Annotated in this window: 17 protein-coding genes; 9 read left to right on the forward strand and 8 right to left on the reverse strand. The window is 53.7% G+C overall.

What is annotated here, in order from left to right; genetic code table 11:
- The first annotated feature begins 17 nt into the window (after nucleotides 1-17).
- Nucleotides 18-2,240: a 1,4-alpha-glucan branching protein GlgB gene (glgB, locus tag ACZ5CE_RS11955; protein WP_464575128.1), complete on the forward strand. Its 2,223-nt coding sequence runs from the start codon at nucleotides 18-20 to the stop codon at nucleotides 2,238-2,240.
- A 520-nt stretch (nucleotides 2,241-2,760) separates the two neighbouring features.
- Nucleotides 2,761-4,236: a glycogen synthase GlgA gene (glgA, locus tag ACZ5CE_RS11960; RefSeq protein WP_464575129.1), complete on the forward strand. Its 1,476-nt coding sequence runs from the start codon at nucleotides 2,761-2,763 to the stop codon at nucleotides 4,234-4,236.
- 51 nt (nucleotides 4,237-4,287) lie between these two features.
- Here the strand turns inward: glgA and glgP are convergent, their stop codons facing one another.
- Both glgP and orn read right to left on the reverse strand, forming a co-directional pair.
- Nucleotides 4,288-6,843 carry an alpha-glucan family phosphorylase gene (gene glgP, locus ACZ5CE_RS11965; RefSeq protein WP_464575130.1) on the reverse strand — a complete coding sequence of 852 codons (2,556 nt, stop codon included), beginning with the start codon at nucleotides 6,841-6,843 and terminating at the stop codon, nucleotides 4,288-4,290.
- Nucleotides 6,844-6,869: 26 nt separating this feature from the next.
- Complete coding sequence (gene orn, locus ACZ5CE_RS11970; protein WP_464575131.1) at nucleotides 6,870-7,451, reverse strand: oligoribonuclease; 582 nt, start codon at nucleotides 7,449-7,451, stop codon at nucleotides 6,870-6,872.
- Nucleotides 7,452-7,567: 116 nt separating this feature from the next.
- Between orn and ACZ5CE_RS11975 the strand changes: the two genes are divergently transcribed.
- Genes ACZ5CE_RS11975 through rsgA form a run of 3 tightly spaced genes read left to right on the forward strand, consistent with a single transcriptional unit; the run spans nucleotide 7,568 to nucleotide 10,132 of the window.
- A complete protein-coding gene (locus ACZ5CE_RS11975; RefSeq protein WP_464575132.1) occupies nucleotides 7,568-8,860 on the forward strand; it encodes a M48 family metallopeptidase in 1,293 nt (430 codons plus the stop codon).
- Nucleotides 8,861-8,894: 34 nt separating this feature from the next.
- Complete coding sequence (locus tag ACZ5CE_RS11980) at nucleotides 8,895-9,236, forward strand: 4a-hydroxytetrahydrobiopterin dehydratase (protein WP_464575133.1); 342 nt, start codon at nucleotides 8,895-8,897, stop codon at nucleotides 9,234-9,236.
- A 14-nt stretch (nucleotides 9,237-9,250) separates the two neighbouring features.
- The gene (gene rsgA / locus ACZ5CE_RS11985) at nucleotides 9,251-10,132 is read left to right on the forward strand and encodes a ribosome small subunit-dependent GTPase A (protein WP_464575134.1); all 882 of its coding nucleotides are present in this window, start codon (nucleotides 9,251-9,253) and stop codon (nucleotides 10,130-10,132) included.
- A gap of 520 nt (nucleotides 10,133-10,652) precedes the next feature.
- Here the strand turns inward: rsgA and ACZ5CE_RS11990 are convergent.
- The 3 genes from ACZ5CE_RS11990 to ACZ5CE_RS12000 form a co-directional block, all read right to left on the reverse strand.
- Nucleotides 10,653-11,237, reverse strand: coding sequence for a gamma-glutamylcyclotransferase (locus tag ACZ5CE_RS11990; protein ID WP_464575135.1), 585 nt, complete (start codon nucleotides 11,235-11,237; stop codon nucleotides 10,653-10,655).
- Nucleotides 11,238-11,490: 253 nt separating this feature from the next.
- Nucleotides 11,491-11,913, reverse strand: a complete 423-nt coding sequence (locus ACZ5CE_RS11995; RefSeq protein ID WP_464575136.1) for a universal stress protein — start codon at nucleotides 11,911-11,913, stop codon at nucleotides 11,491-11,493.
- A gap of 94 nt (nucleotides 11,914-12,007) precedes the next feature.
- Complete coding sequence (locus tag ACZ5CE_RS12000; RefSeq protein WP_464575137.1) at nucleotides 12,008-13,357, reverse strand: SulP family inorganic anion transporter; 1,350 nt, start codon at nucleotides 13,355-13,357, stop codon at nucleotides 12,008-12,010.
- A 1,027-nt stretch (nucleotides 13,358-14,384) separates the two neighbouring features.
- Between ACZ5CE_RS12000 and ACZ5CE_RS12005 the strand changes: the two genes are divergently transcribed.
- On the forward strand, nucleotides 14,385-14,570 hold the full coding sequence (locus ACZ5CE_RS12005) for a hypothetical protein (RefSeq protein ID WP_464575138.1): 186 nt from the start codon (nucleotides 14,385-14,387) through the stop codon (nucleotides 14,568-14,570).
- An 84-nt stretch (nucleotides 14,571-14,654) separates the two neighbouring features.
- Here ACZ5CE_RS12005 and ACZ5CE_RS12010 read toward each other — a convergent pair whose 3' ends face one another.
- From ACZ5CE_RS12010 to ACZ5CE_RS12020, 3 genes are all read right to left on the reverse strand, one after another.
- A complete protein-coding gene (locus ACZ5CE_RS12010) occupies nucleotides 14,655-15,146 on the reverse strand; it encodes a transposase (protein WP_464575139.1) in 492 nt (163 codons plus the stop codon).
- A gap of 461 nt (nucleotides 15,147-15,607) precedes the next feature.
- The gene (locus tag ACZ5CE_RS12015; protein WP_464575140.1) at nucleotides 15,608-15,907 is read right to left on the reverse strand and encodes a P-II family nitrogen regulator; all 300 of its coding nucleotides are present in this window, start codon (nucleotides 15,905-15,907) and stop codon (nucleotides 15,608-15,610) included.
- 147 nt (nucleotides 15,908-16,054) lie between these two features.
- Complete coding sequence (locus tag ACZ5CE_RS12020; protein WP_464575141.1) at nucleotides 16,055-17,032, reverse strand: sodium-dependent bicarbonate transport family permease; 978 nt, start codon at nucleotides 17,030-17,032, stop codon at nucleotides 16,055-16,057.
- An 843-nt stretch (nucleotides 17,033-17,875) separates the two neighbouring features.
- Here ACZ5CE_RS12020 and ACZ5CE_RS12025 point away from each other — a divergent pair.
- From ACZ5CE_RS12025 to ACZ5CE_RS12035, 3 genes are read left to right on the forward strand one after another with little or no spacing between them, the layout of a single operon-like run.
- The gene (locus ACZ5CE_RS12025) at nucleotides 17,876-19,351 is read left to right on the forward strand and encodes a complex I subunit 4 family protein (protein WP_464575142.1); all 1,476 of its coding nucleotides are present in this window, start codon (nucleotides 17,876-17,878) and stop codon (nucleotides 19,349-19,351) included.
- Between the two features lie 2 nt (nucleotides 19,352-19,353).
- Nucleotides 19,354-22,644 (forward strand): DUF2309 domain-containing protein, encoded by a 3,291-nt coding sequence (locus ACZ5CE_RS12030; protein WP_464575144.1) that lies wholly within the window; start codon nucleotides 19,354-19,356, stop codon nucleotides 22,642-22,644.
- A 4-nt stretch (nucleotides 22,645-22,648) separates the two neighbouring features.
- Nucleotides 22,649-24,280, forward strand: coding sequence for a proton-conducting transporter transmembrane domain-containing protein (locus tag ACZ5CE_RS12035; protein WP_464575145.1), 1,632 nt, complete (start codon nucleotides 22,649-22,651; stop codon nucleotides 24,278-24,280).
- Nucleotides 24,281-24,286: the final 6 nt, after the last annotated feature.

A 24,286-nucleotide genomic window follows, 5' to 3' on the forward strand; every position in this document is an offset into this window, starting at 1 on the left:
ACTTTTCAGGAGACATCATGCCGGATAGCGATAGTTTGCTGACGGACGCACTGTTGGCGGCGCGGCTGTACGATCCTTTTTCCTACCTCGGCCCCCGCAGGGAAAGAGATTTCAGCCTGATCCGCGTGTTCTATCCCGACGCAATCAATGTATGGGTGAATATTCGAGGGAATTTCGAGGGGATGTCCAGGGTGCATCCCGACGGAATTTTCGAATGGCGGGGCGCCGCCCTTCCGCCGGTTCCGTATCTTTTGCGCATCGAAAGCAACGATCCGCTTTTCAAGGGGCAATTGTATGAAACCTACGACCCCTACGCTTTTCCGCTTCAGATTTCGGACCACGACCTGTATCTGTTCAATGAAGGCCGCCTGCGGCGCGCTTATGACACCCTGGGCTCCCATCCTCTTGAAATCGAAGGCGTCTCGGGCGTGCTTTTCGCGGTGTGGGCGCCCAACGCGGAACGGGTCAGCGTGGTTGGAAACTTCAATCGCTGGGATGGGCGGGTGCACCCCATGTTCGTTCATGGGACTAGCGGAGTATGGGAGCTGTTCATCCCTTCCGTTTCACCGCATTCGCTTTATAAATATGAAATCCGTAATCGTGACAGCGGAGAGATCCTGCTGAAAACCGATCCATATGCCACTTGGTATGAACTGCGTCCGGCAAATGCCGCTTTTGTATCCGCGCCCTCCGAAACAATCTGGAGGGATGCCGAGTGGATGGCAAACCGTGCATCATGGGATTGGCTGCACGCGCCGCTCAATATTTACGAGCTGCATGCAGGCTCCTGGAAACGGCATGCCGATGGGCAATTTTACAATTATCGCGAGCTTGCCTGTCACCTTATCCCCTATGTGCGCGAAATGGGTTTTACCCATATCGAGCTGCTACCAATTTCGGAGCACCCGCTTGATGAGTCCTGGGGCTACCAAACCACTGGTTACTTTGCGCCGACTTCCCGATACGGCTCCCCGGAAGATCTGAAATTTCTGGTCGATGCCTGCCATCAAGCCAACATCGGACTCATTCTCGACTGGGTCCCCGCGCATTTTCCGAAAGATTACTTTGCGCTTTCCCGGTTCGATGGGACCGCGCTGTATGAGCATGAAGACCCTCGCCTCGGAGTTCACCTGGACTGGGGGACATATATTTTCAATTTCGGGCGCAACGAAGTGAAATCGTTTCTGCTGTCCAGCGCGCACTACTGGCTGTCCGAATTTCATTTCGATGGATTACGCGTCGACGCGGTCGCGTCCATGCTTTATCTGGACTACTCGCGCGATCAGGGGAGTTGGCTGCCCAACCGGTATGGAGGAAGGGAAAACCTGGAAGCGATAGATTTTCTGCGGGAATTGAACATCATGGTGCATGAGGAATTCCCGGGCGCCCTGACGCTCGCGGAAGAGTCAACTGCCTGGCCTGCGGTATCCCGTCCCACCTATCTGGGTGGCTTGGGCTTTTCGATGAAGTGGAATATGGGCTGGATGAACGATACGCTCTTCTATATGAAAAAAAACCCCATTCATCGTCACTTTCATCATGACCAGCTCACCTTTGGCCAGCTTTATGCTTATACGGAAAATTTTATCCTGCCGCTGTCGCACGATGAAGTCGTGCATGGCAAGGGGTCGCTGTTGGGAAAAATGCCCGGCGACACCTGGCAGCAGTTCGCCAACGTGCGTCTGTTGTTAACCTATCAGATGACCTACCCCGGCAAGAAGCTCAATTTCATGGGCAACGAATTTGCGCAGGACCGCGAATGGGATTCCGCGAGGGAACTGGATTGGAAACTGCTCGAATATGAGCAGCATCGCGGGATAAAAACCGCGTTGCGTGACCTGAACCGGCTATACCGCCATGTACCTGCTCTGCATCAGATGGATTTTGCAGCCGAAGGTTTCTCCTGGGTGGATTGCCATGATGCCGACAATTCGGTCATCAGCTATCTCCGCTATTCCCGAAGCGGCTCTTTTCTTCTCATCGTACTCAATTTTACGCCGGTGCCCCGTCTCGGCTATCGCATCGGAGCGCCGGAAGGCGGAAATTACCTGGAGATATTCAACAGCGATTCTTCTCATTATAGCGGCGCCAACCTGGGCAACATGGGCCTGATCGCCTCCACGGGCAAATCCTGGATGGGGTGGCCGGACTCTCTTGTCATTACGCTGCCCCCGCTGGCCGGAATCGTTCTGTCACTTGAAAGAACGGAGGACGTTATGGTATTAAGGACTCCTGAATAAGGGTTCATGAAATACGCTGCCGGTAGAATCAGGCTGATTGCAGGAGCACGGCATCCGTTGCAGGAAAAAACATGTGGCGAAAATATCCGGAAATCTCGGCACCATTTCCTGCCATGATTCCGCCATCCTTGAGTTGCCAAATGCAAGTCCGGCAAGTTCGGCGAGCCCTGCGAGTCCGCTGAATCCGCTGAATATGAAGGACTCAAGGGGCCTGCCTCGTGCTGCTGCAGGTTGAGCCCTTTCCGATCCCGATAACAGACGCAGAAAAACTGGCGGGCGCTCAGGGAATCCCCCCGCAGCAGTGCAATCATTCACACCGCCTGTGGTCGAGTGCTGTACCTGTTCTTGAACCTGAATCAAGATCATTCCAAAGCCTGCAAAGCACGGCTATTCGCCTGGAATGCCATGTGATAATGACTGCACCTGGCCGGCAGGGTCCATCGAGGATCAGCGGAATTTATGCGGGATGAGCTACAGAGCCTGAAGCAGACGGATATAACGACATACATTCTTTTCAGCCATGCTGTCTTCTTCCACCCTTCGCATTCTATTTGTCACTCCTGAAATTTATCCCTTGAGCAAAACGGGAGGTCTGGGAGATGTGAGCGCGGCACTCCCGGCGGCGCTGCGCGAAATGAAGGTGGATGTACGCGTGCTTATCCCAGGATATTCGCAAGTACTGAAAAAGCTCAGATATAAACGTAAGGTAGCGGATTTTCCTGAACATGCGCCCTTTCCGGCATCGGCATTGTTGTCGGCAAAATTACCCGCCGGACCATCCGCGAACATTCCGGTATTCATCATCGATTGCCCGCCACTTTATAACCGGGGAGGAGGTCCTTATGTGGATGAAGCCGGGCATGACTGGAGCGACAATTCCCTGCGCTTCGGCTTGTTGTCCAGGATCGGCGCCATTCTGGCGAGCGACGCGAGCCCCCTCCCCTGGTATCCGGATGTCATACATTGCAATGACTGGCAAAGCGGCCTCGCGCCGGCATACCTCCATTTTCATAAAGGGAAAAAAGCAGCGTCCCTCATGGAAATCCATAATCTTGCCTTCCAGGGCGTTTTTTCTCCAGAGACAGCAGGGCAATTGGGCCTGCCCCCTGCCAGTTTCAGCATGAACGGGGTGGAATATTATGGCGGAATGTCGTTTATGAAAGCGGGGCTTTATTATGCCGACCGTATTGCTACCGTAAGCCCGACCTACGCAAAAGAAATCCAGGCCGCCCCGCTGGGTTTCGGGATGGAAGGCCTGTTGGCTGCCCGCGCACAGCATCTCAGCGGCATTCTCAATGGAATCCCGGTCACAGAGTGGGATTCATCCACCGATCCTCATCTTGTACAGAATTACAGCCCGGACGATCTCGCCCCGAAAGTTGCCAACAAGCGCGCCCTGCAACAGGCGATGGGATTGGCCGTCGACCGGCAGGTTCTGCTGTTCGGCGCCGTCAGCCGGATCACGTATCAGAAAGGTTGCGACCTGTTATTGGAAATAGCCAGGCAACTAGTGGATATTCCGGCGCAACTGGTCATTTTAGGCACCGGCGAAGCGGTGCTTGAAAAGGAGCTGGCCGCTCTGGCCAACCATCATCCAGGGAAAATCGCGGTCAGAATTGGATTTGACGAAAAGCTGACGCACCTGATCGAAGCTGGGGCAGACAGTTTTCTCATGCCGTCCCGCTTCGAGCCCTGCGGGCTGAATCAAATGTATAGCCAGCGTTACGGAACGCCCCCGGTGGTCCACGGCACTGGAGGACTGCTCGACACCGTGGTCGACTGCACGCCCCACACGCTCGCCGACGGGAGCGCCAGCGGCTTTGTGTTTCACGACATGACTGCCGAAAGTTTTGCCGGTGCGCTCAGCCGCGTTGCTGCCGCCTACGATAATAAGCGGATCTGGCGGCAACTGCAAAAGAATGGAATGCTGAAGGATTTCAGTTGGCGCTCCAGCGCCAGTTCCTACCGTAAACTCTATCTGTCCCTGCTGTCCTGATTTCCAGCTTCATTTTCCGTCTTCATGCGGTGATCGCTGGAACCATGCGAATTAGAGCCACACCGTCATTCCCATCTCGAAAGGATGCGTCAAGAGGGGGTGGTAAGGGTAGGCACGTATGTAATACTCCAGCTTCCCGCAGAGGCCCGGAGTCAGATCGAGCGCGAACATGTCTTCTCCCGCTTCCTGTACCCCGGTGAATTCGAACTCGAAGTGTTCGAATTCGTGCAGCTTTGTTTTTTTGAACTGGCGGCAAATCAGCAGTTCCACTGTGACGTCCTCGGGCCTGAGGCCATTCAGCTTCAACGCAACGTCGAAATGCAGGGTGTCGCCAAAATTGATACGCTTATGGGGAGTGTCGATGCGGCGAATCCCCACCCCGGTCCAAACCTTTCTGATGAAGTTCTTCCACGCGGCGATGTTTCTTGCCTCACGGAAATCATTCTCCGCGTAACGCTTGCCCTGTTTGGTTGCCGGGAAATAGAACTTGCTGGTGTATTCACCTACCATGCGGGCTGCGTTATAGCGCGGCAAAAGAGACATCATGGAGTTTTTTGCCATTTTTACCCATCCTGGCGAATAGCCAAACTTCTCGCGGCTATAATAGAGCGGAATTACGTCGTCCTGTAAGGTTTCATAGAAATCCCTGCTTTCCTCGCTATCGCGCAGGCTCGCAGACATGTTTTCGGGTCCCGGCTTGATGGCCCAGCCATTCTTGCCATCGTAACCCTCCCCCCACCAGCCATCGAGCACGCTAAGGTTGATGGTTCCGTTGATACCGGCTTTCATGCCCGAAGTTCCGCTTGCTTCAAGCGGATAGACCGGACTGTTGAGCCATACATCCACTCCTGCGACCAGACGGCGCGCCAGACGCAGATCATAACCCTCGACCAGCAGGAGCCTTCCCTCGAAGTCCGGAAGTTGTGCTACCTGGCTCACCCGCCTGATCAAATCCTGCCCCGGCACATCAGCGGGATGCGCCTTGCCGGCAAAAATCAGCAAAACCGGACGATCCTGATCCAGCACGATCTTGCGCAACCAGTCCAGATCCTCGAACAGCAATGCAGCGCGCTTATAGGTGGCGAAGCGGCGGGCAAAACCGAGCGTCAGAATATTGGGGTTGATGGGATCGGTCAATCGGAGCAGGCGATCGAGATGCGCTTCCGAACCGTGATTTCGGGCATTTTGCCGGGAAAGGCGGGCGCGTATTCCATAGAGCATCTGGGATTTCAGGGTTTGCCGCACGCTCCAGAACAGATGATCGGGTATGGTATCCAGACGCGACCAGTACGCCGTATTGCTGATATTGTTGCGCCATTCGTAACCGAGATAACGATCAAACAAATCGGACCATTCCTGCGCAAGGAAGGTCGATACATGCACGCCGTTCGTTATGTAGTCCACCGGATTCTCCTCCGGTTCGATCTGAGGCCACAGTTCCCGGCAGATACGCGCCGACACGTTCCCGTGTATCTTGCTCACGCCGTTATGAAAACGGGAACCGTTGATCGCAAGCGCAGTCATGTTGAAATCGTGACTGCCAGGCACGCGGCCGAGCGCAACCAGTTGCTCGCGCGTGATTTTCATGTCACGGCAAAAACTTTCGAAATAGGTAAAAATCATGTCATCGCTGAAATGATCGTGCCCTGCGGGAACCGCCGTATGCGTGGTAAATACGGTATTCGCCGCCACCGCCTCCAATGCGCTATCAAAATCCAGTCCCCGCCGAACCAGATTTCGCATGCGTTCAAGCATCATGAAAGCTGCATGGCCTTCGTTGATATGCCATATCGCCGGATTTATTCCCAGTTCCCGCAAGGCACGAGCGCCGCCGACGCCGAGTATGATTTCCTGTTCTATGCGCATGATCCTGTCACCGCCGTAGAGCTGATGGGTGATGTCGCGATCATCGAACGAATTGTCCGGGAGATCTGTATCGAGCAGATAAAGGACCACATGGCCTATTTTTGTTTCCCATACCTTCACCATTACGTTGCGATGCGGCAATTCCACTTCGACGCAAACTGCCGAACCGTCGGCCCGCAACACGGGCGCGACCGGTAAATCTTCGATATCGGAATCAGTATAAGTAACTTGCTGATTCCCAAGGTTATCGATGGTCTGGGAGAAATATCCCTGGCGATACAGCAGCCCGACGCCGACTAACGGCAGGCGCAGATCGCTTGCCGCCTTGCAATGGTCGCCGGCAAGGATTCCCAGTCCACCCGAATAAATTGGAAAACTTTCATGAAAGCCGAATTCGAAGCAGAAGTATGCGATTCGATCGGTGGATTCGAGCGTCTCCCCCGGATCATGCCGGACGGGAGCGGAATGATAGAAATCGTAGGCGGATAACACGCTGTTGTAGCTCGCCAGGAATACGGGGTCTTCAGCCGCTTTCAGCAGCAACGATTCATCGATTCGTTTGAGAAAAGCTTTGGGGTTATGGCCGACCGCTCCCCATAAACCGGGATGAAGGCGTGAAAATAGCGAACGCGTGGAACGATCCCAACTGTACCAGAGATCGTTCGCCAGCTCTTCCAGCCGCGCCAGACGTTCAGGTATTTTGGGATTGACGACGAGAGTGTATGCGGTTCCTGAGGCCATGCGCAGTTCCTCGCGGGAGAAGTAAATTATGACGATCGGGCGGGAATGGCTATGCTGCCATCCACGCTTTGAATGAAATGCTCGCGGTAATATTTCATCTCCGCTATGGAGTCATGAATATCCGCCAGCGCCTCATGCTTGCATTGCTTGGTCAAACCCGGGAGGATTTCCGGCCTCCAGCGCTTCGCCAGTTCTTTCAGGGTGCTGACGTCCAGGTTGCGGTAATGGAAGTAGGCTTCGAGCCGTGGCATCCAGCGCGCCAGAAACCGGCGGTCCTGGCAGATCGAGTTGCCGCACATGGGAGAGATCGCTGGGGGAACATGCTGCTGCAAAAATGCGATCATGCGGTCCTCCACCTCGGCTTCGTCCAGCCTGGATGCCTTGACTCTATCGATCAACCCGGATCGGCCATGGGTCGATTTATTCCAGCTGTCCATGCCATCCAGCACCGAATCAGGCTGAGATACCACCAATACCGGCGCTTCCGCCAATACGTTCAACTGGCTGTCTGTCACCACCAGCGCTACCTCGATGATACGGTCGCTATCGGGACTCAACCCGCTCATTTCCATATCGATCCATATGAGGTTATTATTGTCTTGTGCCATAATTAAAAACGTCTACTGAATTTTTGACAGGCAATTGTGTCATATCCGGAGGTAGCTCGTCACTTCTCCGCCCCTGAAGCCCCTCAATCCCGAGGAATGATCGACCCCTTACATTTATGCCTGTTTTTACACTCCTGTTCCTCCTCGCCGTAATGCTTACCTTCCTTACCAGGATATGGCTGGCGAGGCGCCACATCCACCACGTGGCCGCCCATCGCGGCCGCGTGCCGGATGACTTTTCTTCACAAATCAGTCTTGAGTCCCACCAGAAAGCGGCGGACTATACCTGCGCGAAAACGCGGCTGGAATATGTTTCCGTTTGTCTGGAGACAGCAGTCTTGCTGATACTGACCCTGGGCGGCGGCTTGAATGCATTGGCCGGCTTCTGGATGGGCTGGTCAAGCCATTCTATTTTGAACGGGGCGATGCTGATTGCGAGCACTGCGCTGTTGATGACCGCGGTCGGACTTCCCTTGAGCTATTATCGTATTTTTGTCGTGGAGCGGCGATTCGGTTTCAACAACATGACGCCCCCCATGTTCTTCGTTGATCTTTCGAAACGGACCGTACTAAGCCTGTTTCTCGGAATGCCGCTGCTATTGGGCGTCCTTTTTCTGATGGAACAGATGGGCACGAACTGGTGGTTCTACGTCTGGCTCGCATGGATGGCCTTCAATCTCGTGATTCTGGCCGTTTACCCAGCGTGGATAGCGCCGATATTCAACAAGTTTACGCCTCTCGAAGATGCATCGCTTAAAACGCGGATCGAGCAATTGATGCAGAAATGCGGATTCAGGTCCAGCGGGCTATTTGTAATGGACGGATCGCGCCGCAGCAGCCATGGGAATGCTTATTTTACCGGTTTTGGCAAGACCAAGCGCATCGTTTTTTTCGATACCCTGATAACGCACCTGGATGAATCCGAGATCGAGGCGGTGCTAGCTCATGAACTGGGGCATTTCAAGCGTCATCACGTAATCAAGCGTATCGTATGGACCTTCTTCATGAGCCTGGTATTTCTCTGGATTCTGGAATACCTCATGCAACAGGAATGGTTCTACCGTGAACTGGGCGTGACCGTAGCCTCGGTACCTTCGACCGCGGTTGCACTGCCGCTATTCTTCCTGGTGATGCCTGCATTCACTTTTCTGTTCCAGCCACTGGCAAGCCTGTACTCCCGCACGCATGAATTCGAGGCGGATCAATATGCCGCCGACAATTCTTCTGCCGAAGATCTCACACGGGCCCTGATCAAGCTCTACAAGGATAACGCGGCGACACTGACGCCTGATCCGCTGCATTCGGCGTTTTATGATTCTCATCCGCCAGCGGCAATAAGGATAGGCCGCCTCCAGGGCTTGGTACGGGATCAAATTGCGTATAAAGCAAGGAGCCAGTTGCCTATATAATAACTGACAACCAACACGATGCGGGAGGGGAATTATGGAGACAGTGGTAGACGATTTGACAGCCCGGCGGTGCAAGCCCTGCGAAGGTGCGATGCCTCCGCTTTCATCCACCGAGGTTGCCGAACTGATGCAGCAGCTTGAGGGATGGGAGTTTCTGGATAACGTCATCCGGAAGGATTATCAATTCAAAAATTATTATCAGACCATGGCCTTCGTGAATGCGATTGCCTGGATTTCTCATCGTGAGGACCACCATCCCGATCTGACCGTAGGTTATAACAGGTGTCGCGTGGAGTATACGACCCACGCAATAAGCGGCCTGTCGGAAAATGATTTTATCTGCGCGGCGAAGATCGATACCATATTCGCGATTTGAAGTCTGCCAGCGGCTTGGCTACTGCGCTTTCGGGCGAAATCGTTGCTGCGTTCGGCAGGCATTTTCTGGTGAATGCGGCAAATGGCTCTCTTTATTCCTGTGTCATGCGGGGGAAGCGGAGCGGCGGGGCGTGCGGCGACCATGTGGAAATTCGGCCCACTACATCCACGCAGGGTGTCATAGAAACCATACTTCCCAGGAGCACCTCGCTATATCGTAGCGACCCCTATCGGCAAAAACTCATCGCCGCGAATATCACCCAGATGGTCATTGTGGTGGCGGCAATTCCCAGTTTTAGCGAAGAACTGGTAAACCGTTGTCTTGCGGCAGCTGAAAATCAACATATCCGCACGCTGATCGCATTGAACAAAAGCGATCTGGGAGAACCCACCCGTACCGCTTCCGAGTCGCTTGCCCTCTATGGAAGCCTGGGCTATCCCGTGGTGCAACTCAGCGCCAAAATCGATGCGTCCGTCCTGCTACCCCATCTGCAGGGACATCTTAGCGTTCTCGTGGGCCAGTCAGGCATGGGCAAGTCGACCATCATCAATGGGCTGATTCCAGCGGCAAACCGGGCTACCGGAGGTATTTCTGCCGCGCTCGACTCGGGCCGCCACACGACCACCCATGCGCGTCTTTATGCGCTTGATGGGGATACGCGGCTCATAGACTCTCCCGGATTGCAGGAATTCGGACTAAACCATATCTGTTCGGCGGAGCTCGCTTGGGAATTCGTCGAGTTCCGGCGTTATCTTGGTCAGTGCAAGTTCAGTAATTGCCGCCACACGGGAGAGCCAGCCTGCGCAATAGCGCAAGCCGCAAACGAAGGCAGGATCGATCCACGTCGCCTTGCTTTTTATCAGAAGCTGGTCTCGCCACCTGGGACCTCGCTCTGATCGCCCACCGATTCAGCTTCAGGTTCAACGTAAACCCGGCAGCTGGCTACTCATTTCCAGTCCAGAGCCATAATCCACTAAGACTTTCCGCGCTACTCGACGTTCACCTGTATGGCGAGTTCGCCACAGGGCGGAGTTAGGGAAGCGCTGAACAAATCTCCACTGGCGCGGCGGTGGCTTTGCGGGATGGGATGCGCGAAAGGCGACGACGCGAATGGCTGATCCCCTTCGCTAGGACCCTGACAAGGCAGACCGCTCGCAAAGCCCCCCCCATAAGGGTTGCAGTAAAATCGGGTGCTCACCGCGTTGCGCTCCTTGGCATCGTAGTCCCGGCTACGACCTGCGTCGCGCGCCTTATGATCATCCCGATTTTACCAGCAACGCGCTCAGTGAGGATTTGTTCAGCGCTTCCCTAGATTCAATCATGAACGGTATCAACGGGAGAGGCTCACATGAAAAGAAAACGGCGCCTGCAAGGGCGCCGTTTTTCATTGATATCGAGCTTGCCTGAATAAATGCGTCATGCTTCATTCACTGCCAGTTGCCGGGTATCAGCGTCCTGATTGAAGCTGGCCAGGGGCAGATCTCCGAAAAGCAGAGCTTCCCTTTCAGATCTGCGGTTGGCGTTGCTGTCAGCTTGCGCTTCGAATGTCCGCAACCATTCGATATACTCGGCCGGTAATCCATGTTCAATGGCGCCGGCGATGACAAATGCCTTGTACCATTGATAGGGTCGCAGAATCGGCTCCCTGTAGCTTCCAACATAGGTCATGGCGGTATAAGTGCCTTTCGCGGTCACAACCTGGACGTTCGCCTCGCCATATCCGAGACCTAGCCCTTCTGCCCGATCCAGATTTTCCCTGTCCTTCGCGTTGATACGATAAAGTACGCCATACGCGCGGTTGCTCGAATTGTTAGTCATTTCCACATCGCATTTACCGGAACCATCGCGACTGACCTTGCCGAACGTAAAGCGCCGCCCTTGCACGAAACCGATATCCACGGCTACGGCTGAGGGTGCAATGTTGGGAGATTGAATTCTGCGGGAGAACATGTTGGCGCCATAGGCGAAATACAAAAACGTTTGAGTGGATGTCTTTATCATGATAGTAGTCAACCAAATAAGTTAATGGGATATTTCTATTGCGCCCCGGTATCAACTATTACCTGCTTTAACGACACCAGAATAGGGGCACACCCTCACAGTCATCTGATGCCTCCTCTCTAACTATCTTCGTTGTTTCATCATTCCTTCACATTTCCTTCACAATTATTATACATATTCTTTACATATTCACAAGTATTTTATGAGAACTTTATGTTTTCTTCACATTAGGCGGAAATTTTTTTGAACCCAATCAGTGGGGACGCACCAGCAGGATAGAGATTTCCACCGTATCCACCAATCTCCCGGCTACCGACCCGATTACCAGACGCTCAAGCCCGCTCCGGTCTTTTGTCCCTACCACGAGGAGATCCGCTCCCCACTCAACAATCGCGCCAGCGACCGCTGCCGCGATGCCATTCAGTCCATATTCGGCTTCCGCCTCCAGCAGGCGCGCCTCGACGGGGAGAATGGCAGATACTTCGTTTCTCGCGCGATCCAGAAGGCGTTGACCCTCCTGTTTTCTGTCTTCGGAATCCTCCTCGGCATCATCCTCTGCTACTGCATGAACGATGCACAGAGCAGCACCGTTAGCGCGTGCAATGTGTGCAGCTTCCTGAAGGGCGAGAGGCGAGCTTGCATCATCCCCTACTGCCACCATGATTTTTTTGTACATATCGACTCCTATTCACCTATTCATTATCACTGGTTACCGGGGGAAGCGCTCCTGGCACTTCCCGCTGTGCTTCCCACTCCATCTGCTTCCGGGCTTAATCAGCCCCACCGCCGGTGGAGAACTTTTCGAAATATTTCTTGATGATGACTTTGCTGGGAAGCTTTCCCGCTTGATGGAAAACCAGGTAGTTGACTAAACCGTGCACCGCCAGGGCAACCAGCATGCCTTCGAAAATGCCTATCTTGAATACCAGCAGACCGGTTACCGTCGCCAGTATCAAGGCATACTGCCCATAGTGAGCGACATGCCACAGGCCCATGATCATTTTCCAGCCAGAGAATATCATGATTGCCGCCAGCGAGAATTTCGGCAGATACTCCAGATAATGGGTATTGAGCACAAAGAACAGGATAACGAGGCCGACTATCAGGTTGGAGAACTTGGTATAAGCCCCAGCCAGCTTGTTGGTCGTGCTTTTCGCCAGACCGTCGAGATTGGTCATGCCTCCGAAGAAGCTTGCACCCATGTTGGAAATCCAGATGGCGAAGAGGCTGTTATTGGTGTTGCATTTGCGCTTCAGAGGATCGATCTTCTCGATTGCGGCATTGCTCATCACCTGCTCGATCACGTCTATCGTCGCCAACATGGCGGCAAACCCGACGATGTAAACCCAGGTCATGGCATCTTCGATATGGGGAATAGGCAGGGCGAGCTCGAGATCCACATCATCCACGTGCAGCATGGATACGGGAATGAATTGTGCCACGACTATGCTCGCTGCTATCAACAGGAAATAAGGAATGGCAGGTTTCGTATCCTTGAACTTGGAGAACAGGTAGACAAACATCGCGAATCCGGCCACGGATATAAGCGCAATCTGGATGCGGGCCTCGTTCCAGAATACATCGGCCGTCTCCTGGTCGGCCGGAATCTCATAGGTGAAGGTCACGAATTTGAGCGCGATCTTCAAACCCACCCCTGCCAGCAAACCCTCGACGAGATAAACCGGCACCGCCTGCAAAATATAGCGTTGCCAGTTATATTTCCACACCACGGCCTGCATCGCGGCGGTAAGGAAGATCACGAATGCCATGTTCTCTATGCCGAAGCTATGCACCCCCAATGCCAGCGCGGGGGCGAGGCCGGCGGCCACCCCGGGCACGCCGATATAATTTCCGGGTTTGAAAAAGGCATTGATCCAGCCAATGAAACAGGCAAAAACTACCGTAGCCAGCGCCACCTTGATGGGATACTCCGACATCATGGCGATACCTGTCGATAGCGGAATGGCCATTGCACCGCATATGATTCCCGCCTGTATGTCCCGAGCCAGGAATCTTGCCTGAAACCCCGCCGATCCGGATGGATCGATGTGTTCGGCATTTCCGCCGGCCTGGGGATCATTCGCCTGCGGAAGCGGCTTATCTGATGTATATGAGCTCATAATACCTATCCTTCCTTCCAAATTTTTAACCATAAAAGAGTATCTGCCGTGAAGGATGAACCTGTACCCTGGCCGCTTCCTTCGCTTCCTGCCTTGATGTTAGGAGAAATTCCCAAGTCTTCATTTCACCCCGAGTACCGTGAATGGCTCCACCAAATCTTGGCCAAGACCAACCCTAACACCTTGAAGCCCTTTCCTTGCCAAATTTCGCCTGGAACGCCTTGCACCACCTGAATGGCATTAAAGACGGCGATAACATAGCACCTATAATGTGAAGAATATGTATAATACTTGTGAAATTTTTGTGAAGTAATATCTACAGAACTTCACAAATGCAACTGACTCTCACGAGACTCTTTTACTTTATCTTATAAATATACTTTTATTCAATGTGTTATATATATTCAAAGGATCTTATATCTAGCCTTTGGAAATATAATTATTTATATTTGTGAATTTTATGTGAGATATTTTTATTCCTGACTTTCTGGATAAAAGCTTGATGAATGATAGAGAATGGGAACGAAAAAGCTCCTTGAGATAAGCTGAGGACTATCGGATTGCTTTCCTGAAGGAACAGGCATGCCGAACGCGTCGATCCGGCGTCGGTATCTATTTGCCTTGTTGTTTCCGACTGGCTGGAAGCAAATGACGGGGGGAAAGATGGCAGGGGGAAAAGAGGAATCCAGGACTGTTTACACCTGTTTCCCATGCCGGTGCTGGATTCGCCGGAACGGGATGCGAACCACATGATTAACCGACAACCACCAGCTAAAGCTGGTGGGTTGGGGTTGCGGACTGAAAGTCCGGACACGCTCGCCTGCACAATGCGTCCGATTGGCTTTCATTTGGAAATCATCGGTAGCAACTGTAACAATTGTGGCAACGGTAGGATGGATGGAGTGAAACGCAACCCATCAAAAAATAGCTATCCAACACCAGGAAATGACGGGTTACGCGTTGTTCACCCATCCTGCCCAAACTAAAGCCCGACTAAAACCGGTGGTGTTAAACCTTGGAATAGAAAATGAACTGGCAGGTGGCGACAGCGATGGATCGGGTGAAATTCCGCCCCATCTCTGGGTTGCGCATGAAAAAATGCGGACGCGAAACAGAGTTTGACAGATCTGGTTATTTTAGCTTGGTGGAGGAACTGAGCTCGGCCAAGGCGTTACGGAATACAGAGGGAGTATGGGCGATCAAGAAGCAATGATATGGGAATCCGGCATCTCCCTGTCCAGGGGTTTTCGCCCAAAACCCGGATATCTGGAATTGATCGCGGCTGACCGGATCACTACTACTTCTTTCGGCCCAGCCGTTCCCACGCCTGCATGACGGTTGCATCCGTCCTCGGATGTTGCGCCAGCTTCGACCACCCGTGGCGGCGAAGCAACTGGTAAACGGTGGATGTCGATACCGACCGACCTACGGCGCGCTCCAACTCGGCCTTCAGTTGAGGAATGGGAAGAACCCCGGTGTTCTGCGCCTGGGAAATAAAAGGAGCGAGGAACTGCACCTCCTCATCCAGGCTCATTCTTGCATGATTCCGCAGGCCTTTTTTGGTCTTGATCTGCTCCTGGCCGGTTTCGATTCTCTGGAATCGTGTCCGAAGCTTTCCTGTCCGGCTCTTGGACAATCCGATAATGGTTGCCGTCTGCTCCAGCGACAACCCAAACTCCAGCGGAAGGAGCAATGCTTGAGCTGCTCGTAGTGCATCAACCGTCTTGGCCGATGCGATTCTTTCTTTTGCCGCCTCCACAAATTCTCGCCCCGTTGCAGGTCTTGCCATTTTTATTGTTCAATCCAAAGTTGATCGATTAGCTTTGCCATTTCATGCGCGTCCTGATCGCGCGGGCTCCAAAGGATATAAATCCAGAAGCTAAAACTCGGATTTCAAGGTTCGGCTTATGCGACCTTCTCTTTCTGGTTGCTGAGAAAATTAACATATCGGGTGTGAAGAAAACATTTTTTATCTGTGATGTATTTGGCAGGAGCTAAAAAAAATGGCGCAAGCTGGGGGGCCTTTGTGGAAATCATCGACCAATCTCCAATCCTTAGGTCAGTCCAGCGAAATGCTGCAAAGAGGATCATGGATTTTCACCATATTCGCATACCATCCGGGATCAATTTTCCTTGTGTCGGAAGTTGCGAAAAATACCGTCTACTGGCAACAAACCTGATGACCCTTTCCTCCGAACCCCGTGGATATTGAACCCATATTCCCAGGGGACCGGAGGAAAGAAAGGTCCATCAGTACGAAGCAGCGGGACCGATCACCCAGTCGCAGTCGGAAACGAGGCACATCCCCCCCCATTCCTTGAGACGAGGCCGCAGGGCCGTTACCATCCTTTCCGCCTGCTGCTCCTCGCACGCCAGGATTACGACAGCATTTTTTTCCTCCAGCGCGTAGTCATCGGGCAGCCGTTCGCCGCGCGACCCAAGCCCCCCTGCATGCTTGATGAATGTATACCCGCGAACGCCGGCGGTCCTGCACAGTCCGAGCAAATCCCCAAGCGCCTCTTCGTCCACGACGATTTCGATTCGTTTCATTCTAATTAAAGTATCCGGTCTCATGATCATGGCTTCGCTCTTCTCTTAAAGTTATTCGGTAGGAACCTGAATCCTTCGAATGAAAGAAGCCCACTCGAAAGATTCAGGAAGTTAATATCATTCCATTATTAACCAACTCAGTTCTTGTTAACCTTGTCCCGCCAGATGCTGAGCAATGGCGTAATAGGTGGGGACGCCGATCACGATGTTGAAGGGAAAGGTCACGCCTAGCGATAGTGTGAGATAAAAGGATGGGTTCGCCTCCGGTATCGCAAGCCGCATGGCTGGTGGCACTGCGATATAGGAGCAGCTTGCCGCAAGCACGGTTACCAGGGTAACGCCGCCCACGGAGTATTGTAGATAGTAGTGGCCGACCAGCATGCCGAACGTGGCGCCAATGATAGGCATCACGATGCCGAAGAGCACCAGGAAGACACCCACTGTCTTGAATTCCGAGATCCTTTTTCCGGCCTCCATGCCCATGTCGCACAGGAATATGCACAATGCGCCCATGAATATGCCTTCAAAGAATGGTTCGATTTTTTTGTAGCTCGGCTCCGAAACCACATAGCCGATTCCCATGGACAGAAACAGCAGCAGGATACTGCCATTGGTGAAGGCTTCCCTTATCAGGTGGCCGTACATTCCCTTTTCGCCCTTTTGCGCGCCGCCCATGATCTTGCGGGAATAACCGGCCAGGACGAGGCCGATCATGATAGCGGGGGACTCCATGATGGCAAGCATGATGACGGGATAAGCTTCGTAAGTCACGTTCATGCTGTTCAGCATTGCAACCGCCGTCATGTAAGTCCCGGCAGATACCGAACCATAGTGCGCCGCGATCGCCGCGGAATTGAGCGGATCGATCTTTCCCACGCCTCGCAAAATAACATAAGCGATGATCGGCAGCCCTATCCCGAACCCGAAAGCCGCCAAAACTGCGGGCATGGCGTCTCCGATCGGCGAATTGATGAACGCTCTGCCGCCATGCAACCCGATACCGATAAGCAGATAGATGACGATCATCTTGTGCATGTCGGGCGGGAACTTCAGATCCGACTTGATGAGACACGCAAACATACCAAGGGCGAAGAAAAGAATCGCCGGTACGAGAAGACTAGACATTTAAAAACTCCTCTTGATAATTATTAACTTGGTTGGATTATTCCGAACATCCGCCCTTTCCACCCACTCCCTTAAACCTCTTGAACTCCTTGGCCCTTTAAGACCCCCCGCTATGCACACCCTCGAGGCATTGGCTCGAATGTTCCGGAAGCCAACTGCTCGAAGGAGCATAATTCTTACCCTTCCGCAATTGCTGCGGAAATTCCAGGCATTGCACAATATTTGGCCACCACGATTGCCGCTCGGCCAATTGAACTACGCTTCCCTTCTTCCCAGAGGTGGCAGGCTCGATATCTGTGCCTGTCGGATGGGAGAGAGGCCGTTTTATGTCTTTCAAATACAGGATAGTCATATGTCGCTCCAAAATTGGATTGGACTCCGGCATGGGAAATCGTGGCGCAAGGAACCAAAAAAACCCGCTCGTCATGCAAAACCACTGACCGCCAGGACTCTTATTCTCATTCCTTTGCCTTTATTGCTCAACTCGAGTCGCTAGAATGCGATCTGTTTGAGTTAAATCCCCTCTCAATCCATCCCAGTATAATATCTCTTCTTAATTCATTGTATTTATGTATAAACCAATATTTCACCGGCTTATATATCGTTATAAAGGATTCGAATTCCGGTTGTAGCGAAATTAACATATCGAATGTGAAGAAAACATTTTCTATATGTGATGTATTTGTGAACGCACTAATAATCGCCGTATTTCGAAAAATAAATTTGCACTTCTTCATCAAATACCCCACACTAAAAGCGCAACATTAGTTCCCAGATAATATTCATAACAATTAAATAACAATTAAAACCAAAAACGCGAACAAGGGGGTTCACAACTAGAAAATGGGGATTTTGAGTGCAATTCTCTGGACCCCAGCGATAGGCGCTCTACTCATGGCGCTGATTGCCGGAAGGGATGCAGATGTAGCCCGCAATATAGGCAACCTTTTTGCCAGCATCGCCTTTCTTCTAAGTTGTTATCTGCTTGCAAGCTTCGATCCCCATAACGCGGGACTGCAGTTCGGCGAGTATTTCTCCATCAACCCCAAGGTTGGCAGCGCCTATGCACTGGGCGTCGACGGGCTGTCGCTGCCCATGGTGGCGCTCGCCACGCTGCTCACCTCCATTGCCCTCCTGGTGTCTTCCAGCATAACCAGCAGCGTCAAGGGCTATCACATCAGCATCCTCCTGACCGAATTCGGCATGCTGGGTGTGTTTCTCTCCCAGGACTGGTCGCTCTTCTACATCTTCTGGGAAATTACCCTGATTCCGATGTTTTTCCTGATCGACCGGTGGGGTGGAAAACGCCGTCAAACGGCGAGCCTCAACTTTGTGCTATACACGATGGGTGGATCCATTTTCATGCTGGTCAGCCTGATTGCCGTATATCAGTATGTACCCGAGCATGTCTCCCTGATGAGCGCAATGAGCCATGTTTCGGAAAACATGCCCAAAGACCAGCAGATCTGGGCATTCCTCGGTTTTCTGATCGGATTCGGGGTCAAGATGCCGATCTTCCCTCTGCATGGATGGCTACCTCTGGCTCACGTGGAAGCGCCCAGCCCGGTCAGTATCCTGCTATCGGGAATATTGCTGAAAATGGGTGCGTATGGCCTTATCAGGGTGGTGACCATATTGCCCCAAGCTGCCCAGGCCCTGCAATCGATGCTGGTTTTTCTCGCGCTGTTCGGGATGATATACGGAGGGTTGCTCGCCTGGCGGCAAAGCGATCTCAAGGCGATGGTGGCTTATTCTTCGATCAGCCACATGGGTATAGTCCTGCTGGGGATATCGACGTTGAACGAGACCGGCTTTATCGGCGCGGTATTGCAGATGTCAGCTCACGGACTCATCGCGGGAGCACTGTTCCTGGTGGTGGGCCTGCTGTATGACCGCACCCATACGCGCAATATCCAGGACTACAGTTCGCTGGTGCAGGTGATGCCGCGCTTTGCATTTTTCACCACCATCACACTTCTGGCGGCGATGGGCATGCCCGGAACCGTTGGCGCGGTAGCGGAACTGCACGCAATGGTTGGCGGCTTCCAGCGATGGGGCGGCCTGATGATATTTTTCAGCCTGGCTATTCTGATCAGCACTGCCTACGCGATTCGCACCATTGGCCTGCTATTCACCGGTCCGGTCAAGCCGCAGATGAAGCAGATCGAAGATTTGCGGCCGCAGGAATTGCTGGCGCTGGGCATTCTGGTATCCGGTATCGTTTTGTTCGGGCTTCTGCCGGCTTCGCTGATTGATCTTTCAACGGCAACGCTTGCCGAAATGAACAATCTGGTGAGGGTACGGCTTCCGGGAGGATAACGATGCAAGAAACGCATATTGAGGCTGAGGCGGGCGGCGAAGTCAGCATACGCGAACGAATCACGGCAGCCTTGAACCATCTGGACCATGTATTGCCGGGACAGGCGCCCATTCTCGACTTTGTTCATCATAATACCCTTCACGGTTTTCAGCATCTCCCGTTTCACGAAGCTTTGGCGGCTTTCGAGGCGCTAACGGGTATTTGCAGCTACCTTCCGGAAACACGCAGCCGGGAATTCTACCGGCAAGGCCGCATTACCGACAGCGACCTCTTTTACGCCCTCGCACGCAACTCCGGCCTCGAAGCAGACCAGATTGTCTGCAGCGTGAAAGACAGAACCATAACGCGCAAGGAACTTTATCACATCGCGCTGCTGTACGACTTGCAGCCGTCGACCGTCAGCGAATTGAACTGGCAAATCGAAGAACTCGATGCCCTGGACGCCATACAGGCCGATGTGCCCGATAGCGCCCGCAAGCGGCTTCTTTCCGGCAACACGCGACCATCCGATGCCCTGAGGCAGCTGTGGACCGCGATCCTGGAAAAGCTGGAACTGGAACATGCGGGATTGCATCCGGAAAATTTACTGGATTTGTCCGTGGAGCAAGCTGAAGCATGGCTGGAACATATCCGCAGCAGAACCAATAGCACGTCGGTGCACCAGGAAGTGCGGCAGCGAGCAAGCAAGGCGCTGGATAATCTGCTTGAGCAATTGGGCGACAGCCTCACCCTGCGGGGTTTTATCCTGGCCTTGACCGGAACCGATATCCTCGATTCCGTTCGGCCTCAACTGATTCGCATTTGCGGCTCCTGCATGGATGAAGGAATCGCGGCGTGGCGCACCCCGGAGCGTAGTCAATTGGGGATCTACGCAGCGTGGCGCGCCCTGATTCGATATGACGTCAATCCTTTTCTGCACGATTTACCCGATTGGCGGGAAATTCTGGCGGAATTGCCTGCGGATGCCATGGATGCGATCATCCTGCAATTGACTGAGCTGGAGATTCCACAAAAAAAATGGGAAGGATACTTGCGCCGGCTGGCACTGGAGATACCCGGATGGTCGGGCTTGATCAACTGGCGCCAGCATCATCCCAAGTATCAGGCGGAGGAAGATGCAAAACCCAATCTTGCCGATTATCTGGCAATCCGGCTCACGCTGGACCGGCTCTGGTTGAACCAGATTTGCAGGGGAACCTGGAAGATCGAAGCAAAGGTGAGCAGCCTTGAGGCTTATTTTTATAAAAATCTTTCGGAATTCACAGTTCGCTACCAACTCTACCAAGGCAAATTACCGGAATACCTGACCCAGCGGGCAGAATCGCTGACCATGCTCGCCGGATCGGAACGGCATGCGCGCGCCGATTGGCAGCAGCTCGCGGACCTGATTCAGACCTGGCGGTTCAGCCCGCTGGCGGAGGAACAAGGACGTATCCATACTATTTATGGGAGTGGCTGGCGATCCTTCCGCTTATGCCAGCACCTTGGACTGAATGCGTCCGGCGTCGAGGAATTGAATGGCCGCGATCTGAAGAACATGCTAGCGATACTGGATGAATTTGACGTGACGGAGCGGGCCAAGATCTGGTTGCATGCCTATGAACGAAACTACCGCGACAGCATTTTTCAGGCAATGCGCGCCAACCATGGTCGGGGAACATGGCCGCGACGGGAAGTGCGCCCCAACTCGCAGATCGTTTTCTGCATCGACGACCGGGAAGAAGGATTCCGCCGCCATCTGGAAGAACTCAATCCGCGGATCGAAACACTGGGAGCCGCAGGATTCTTTGGCGTACCGATGAACTATAAAGGCCTGGACGATACGAAAGTGACTCCGCTGTGCCCGATAGTCGTCACGCCAGCGCATGAAGTTCAGGAAATACCCAGGCCGAACAGCGAGGAGGCCCTGCTCCAGCACAATGACGGCCGCCAGAGAAGCAGGCGGATCGGTAATCTGCTGCATCAGGGCTTGCGCCGCAATCTATTGCTCTCCTATCCGGTCATCGATGCCATCGCACCAGTCATGCTTGCCGGACTGCTCGCCAAATCAATAGTGCCCAAACGCCAGCAAAGGCTGGTCGAAAGTGTTCGCGAGCTTGTCGTAACACCGGTAAACACCCAACTCATGTTCACGTCGACGGATACGGCCACCGTTGCAACCCCCGACCGGCCCAAGCTGGGCTTCACGGATAAGGAGCAGGCGGATCGGGTGGCGGGCTTTCTGCGCAATGCCGGCCTGACCTACGGCTTCTCGCATCTGGTCGTGTTGATGGGCCATGGTTCCATCAGCCAGAATAATCCTCACCTTGCAGCCTATGACTGCGGCGCCTGCAGCGGACGCCATGGCGGACCGAACGCGAGGCTGTTTGCCGCCATGGCCAACCGCCCGGAGATACGCAAACTGGTAGCCGAACGCGGCATCGACATTCCGCAGGACACCTGGTTTATCGGAGCCGAGCACAATACATGCAATGAAGAAATTATCTGGTACGACCTGAATGATGTACCCGGGGAACAGCGGGGGGAGTTGGCCAAACTGCAGACCGAATTGCGGCATGCGCAGCAGATGTCCGCACACGAGCGCTGTCGCCGCCTGGCATCTGCCCCGCGCAGGCCTACGCCGGCAAAGGCGCTGAAGCATATCGAAGAGCGCGCCACCGATTTTTCCCAGGCGAGGCCCGAGCTGGGGCATGCCACCAACGCATCGGCCGTGGTTGGGCGCAGATCGGTTACGCAGGGAGTATTCTTCGATCGCCGAGTCTTTCTAATCTCCTACGATCCGACGCAGGATCCGGAAGGCAAAGTCCTGGAAGGCATTTTGCTCGCAGTCGGCCCGGTGGGTGCCGGCATCAATCTCGAGTACTACTTCTCCACGGCCAATAATGAACGCCTCGGTTGCGGAACCAAGGTTCCGCATAATGTCGTGGGAATGTTCGCCGTCATGGAAGGCGCATCGAGCGATCTGCGTACCGGCCTGCCGCGACAGATGATAGAGATTCACGAGGCGATGCGGCTGCAGATTCTGGTTGAAGCAAAAACGTCGATACTGGGGCAAATCTATGCCCGGCAGGCAAGCCTGCGTGAACTGATCGCCGGGGAATGGATACTTCTCAGTGCAAAAGATCCGGATAGCGGAGAGATATTCGTTTTTGAACCTGAAACAGGATTTGTCCCATGGACCGAAGACGCCATAACCCTGCCGGTCTGCGCAACATCGCCGGAGTATTATCATGACAAGACTTTGCCTCTGCCCCCTGCCCTGATCGGGCAACCACGGCGCCTGGAGGCCTGATGCGATGGATGCGCTAGCCATACTCATCCCATTGCTTCCCCTGATTGCCGGCGCGGTGATCGGTATCGGCCACCTCTGGGGGGTGCTGGATGGCGAAGCCAGTGAACGAACCACGGCGGGCATCGCCACCTGGGCCATCTCCCTCTCCTGCGTGGCGGCGCTGGCGCTGCTGGCCGGCGATTTCCTGGGATGGACCGCTGGCTCCTTTGAGGCTGGGCAGTGGCTGGATAGCGGCAGCCTCAGCGTGCCGGTCAATTTCATTACCTCCGGTTTCAGCATGGTGCTGGCAACGCTGTTTGCAGTGCTTTTGTTTGTCATCGTGCGGTTTTCGGTCAATTACCTGCACAGGGAAACCGGCTTTCACCGTTTCTTTTTCTTGCTGAGCCTTTATGCTTCCGCAATGCTCCTGCTGGTGTTATCGGGGAATGCGGTGGGTACGTTCATAGGATGGGAAATTGCAGGGCTTTGCTCTTATCTGCTGATTGCTTATGCCTATGACAGGCCGGTGGCGGCGTACAATGCGACGCGCGTATTCGTTACCGTTCGCGCAGGCGATATCGGGTTTATCCTCGGCATCGGCCTGAGCTATGCCTGGGCAAAAACGCTCGACTGGAACCAGCTCAACGCATTCGCCGCACAGCTATCCGCCGGACAGGCAAGCGCGATTGCCCTTTGCTTCGCCATCGCGGCGTTTGCAAAATCGGCGCAACTGCCGTTCGCCCCCTGGCTCGCTCGCGCAGCCGAAGGGCCCACCCCCTCCAGCGCCGGCTTTTACGGCGCAATAATGGTGCATTCCGGCGTTTATCTCATCCTTCTGTTACAGCCGGTTTTTGAACGGGCGCCGTTCGTGATGGTACTGGTTGCAATTGTCGGATTGCTCACGGCCATATACGGATTTGTCATCGGACTGACCCAGATCGACGTCAAGAGCTCGCTGTTTTTTGCCACGTCCGGACAATTGGGCCTGATGTTCCTGGAATGCGGACTGGGCTTGTGGGAACTGGCAAGCTGGCATTTATGCGCCCATGCGGTGGTCCGGGGATATCAGGTACTTTCGGCGCCATCTCTCATGCATTACATCCTGGGCAACCCAATCAGACCCGTTGACCGCGAAATTGCGGGTATGCGCTGGCTATATACCGCTTCGTTGCAGCGTTTCTGGATGGATCAGGTTACGGACTGGTTTCTGGTGAAACCGGTACAAAGGCTGTCTCATGATCTGGCTTATTTTGACGACCATGTCGTTGACCGCGCAATGGGGATTCCGCTTCCCTCCCTTCGCACGATATCGACCCTGGCCCAAATGGAAAAGCGCAAGATCGCCACGAAACAATCCCTGTATTCCACTCTGGGTGTCGCCAGCAGCCTCACGCTGGAAAAAAGAAGAATGGCTCCGCAACCTGAAATTCAAGATAGCGATTTCGCCCGGGGGAGCGGGTTTACCGGGGACCTCACCCGCCGGGTTACCGCCATCCTTTACTGGTTCGAAGACCGGCTCGTCATACGCGGTATTGGCGAGGATATGATCGATTATGGGCGCAAGCTTGGGCTCGCGGCCAACAAGATCGAACAGTTGCTGCTCAATCCCGGCTACCTTACCCTGTTTGTTCTGACCATATTGCTGGTCGGGCTATGAAACGCT

The sequence above is a fragment of the Nitrosospira sp. TNL200 genome (genome assembly GCF_055386305.1).

Excerpts from the sequence above, each read along its gene's own strand:
- ACZ5CE_RS12020 (WP_464575141.1), bottom strand. The coding sequence starts at position 17,032 with ATGTCTAGTCTTCTCGTACCGGCGATTCTTTTCTTCGCCCTTGGTATG.
- glgP (WP_464575130.1), bottom strand. The coding sequence starts at position 6,843 with ATGGCCTCAGGAACCGCATACACTCTCGTCGTCAATCCCAAAATACCT.
- ACZ5CE_RS12035 (WP_464575145.1), top strand. The coding sequence starts at position 22,649 with ATGGATGCGCTAGCCATACTCATCCCATTGCTTCCCCTGATTGCCGGC.
- ACZ5CE_RS11995 (WP_464575136.1), bottom strand. The coding sequence starts at position 11,913 with ATGTACAAAAAAATCATGGTGGCAGTAGGGGATGATGCAAGCTCGCCT.
- ACZ5CE_RS12025 (WP_464575142.1), top strand. The coding sequence starts at position 17,876 with ATGGGGATTTTGAGTGCAATTCTCTGGACCCCAGCGATAGGCGCTCTA.
- ACZ5CE_RS11975 (WP_464575132.1), top strand. The coding sequence starts at position 7,568 with ATGCCTGTTTTTACACTCCTGTTCCTCCTCGCCGTAATGCTTACCTTC.
- ACZ5CE_RS12010 (WP_464575139.1), bottom strand. The coding sequence starts at position 15,146 with ATGGCAAGACCTGCAACGGGGCGAGAATTTGTGGAGGCGGCAAAAGAA.
- ACZ5CE_RS12000 (WP_464575137.1), bottom strand. The coding sequence starts at position 13,357 with ATGAGCTCATATACATCAGATAAGCCGCTTCCGCAGGCGAATGATCCC.
- ACZ5CE_RS12005 (WP_464575138.1), top strand. The coding sequence starts at position 14,385 with ATGAACTGGCAGGTGGCGACAGCGATGGATCGGGTGAAATTCCGCCCC.
- glgB (WP_464575128.1), top strand. The coding sequence starts at position 18 with ATGCCGGATAGCGATAGTTTGCTGACGGACGCACTGTTGGCGGCGCGG.
- ACZ5CE_RS11990 (WP_464575135.1), bottom strand. The coding sequence starts at position 11,237 with ATGATAAAGACATCCACTCAAACGTTTTTGTATTTCGCCTATGGCGCC.
- ACZ5CE_RS12030 (WP_464575144.1), top strand. The coding sequence starts at position 19,354 with ATGCAAGAAACGCATATTGAGGCTGAGGCGGGCGGCGAAGTCAGCATA.
- ACZ5CE_RS12015 (WP_464575140.1), bottom strand. The coding sequence starts at position 15,907 with ATGAAACGAATCGAAATCGTCGTGGACGAAGAGGCGCTTGGGGATTTG.
- glgA (WP_464575129.1), top strand. The coding sequence starts at position 2,761 with ATGCTGTCTTCTTCCACCCTTCGCATTCTATTTGTCACTCCTGAAATT.
- orn (WP_464575131.1), bottom strand. The coding sequence starts at position 7,451 with ATGGCACAAGACAATAATAACCTCATATGGATCGATATGGAAATGAGC.
- ACZ5CE_RS11980 (WP_464575133.1), top strand. The coding sequence starts at position 8,895 with ATGGAGACAGTGGTAGACGATTTGACAGCCCGGCGGTGCAAGCCCTGC.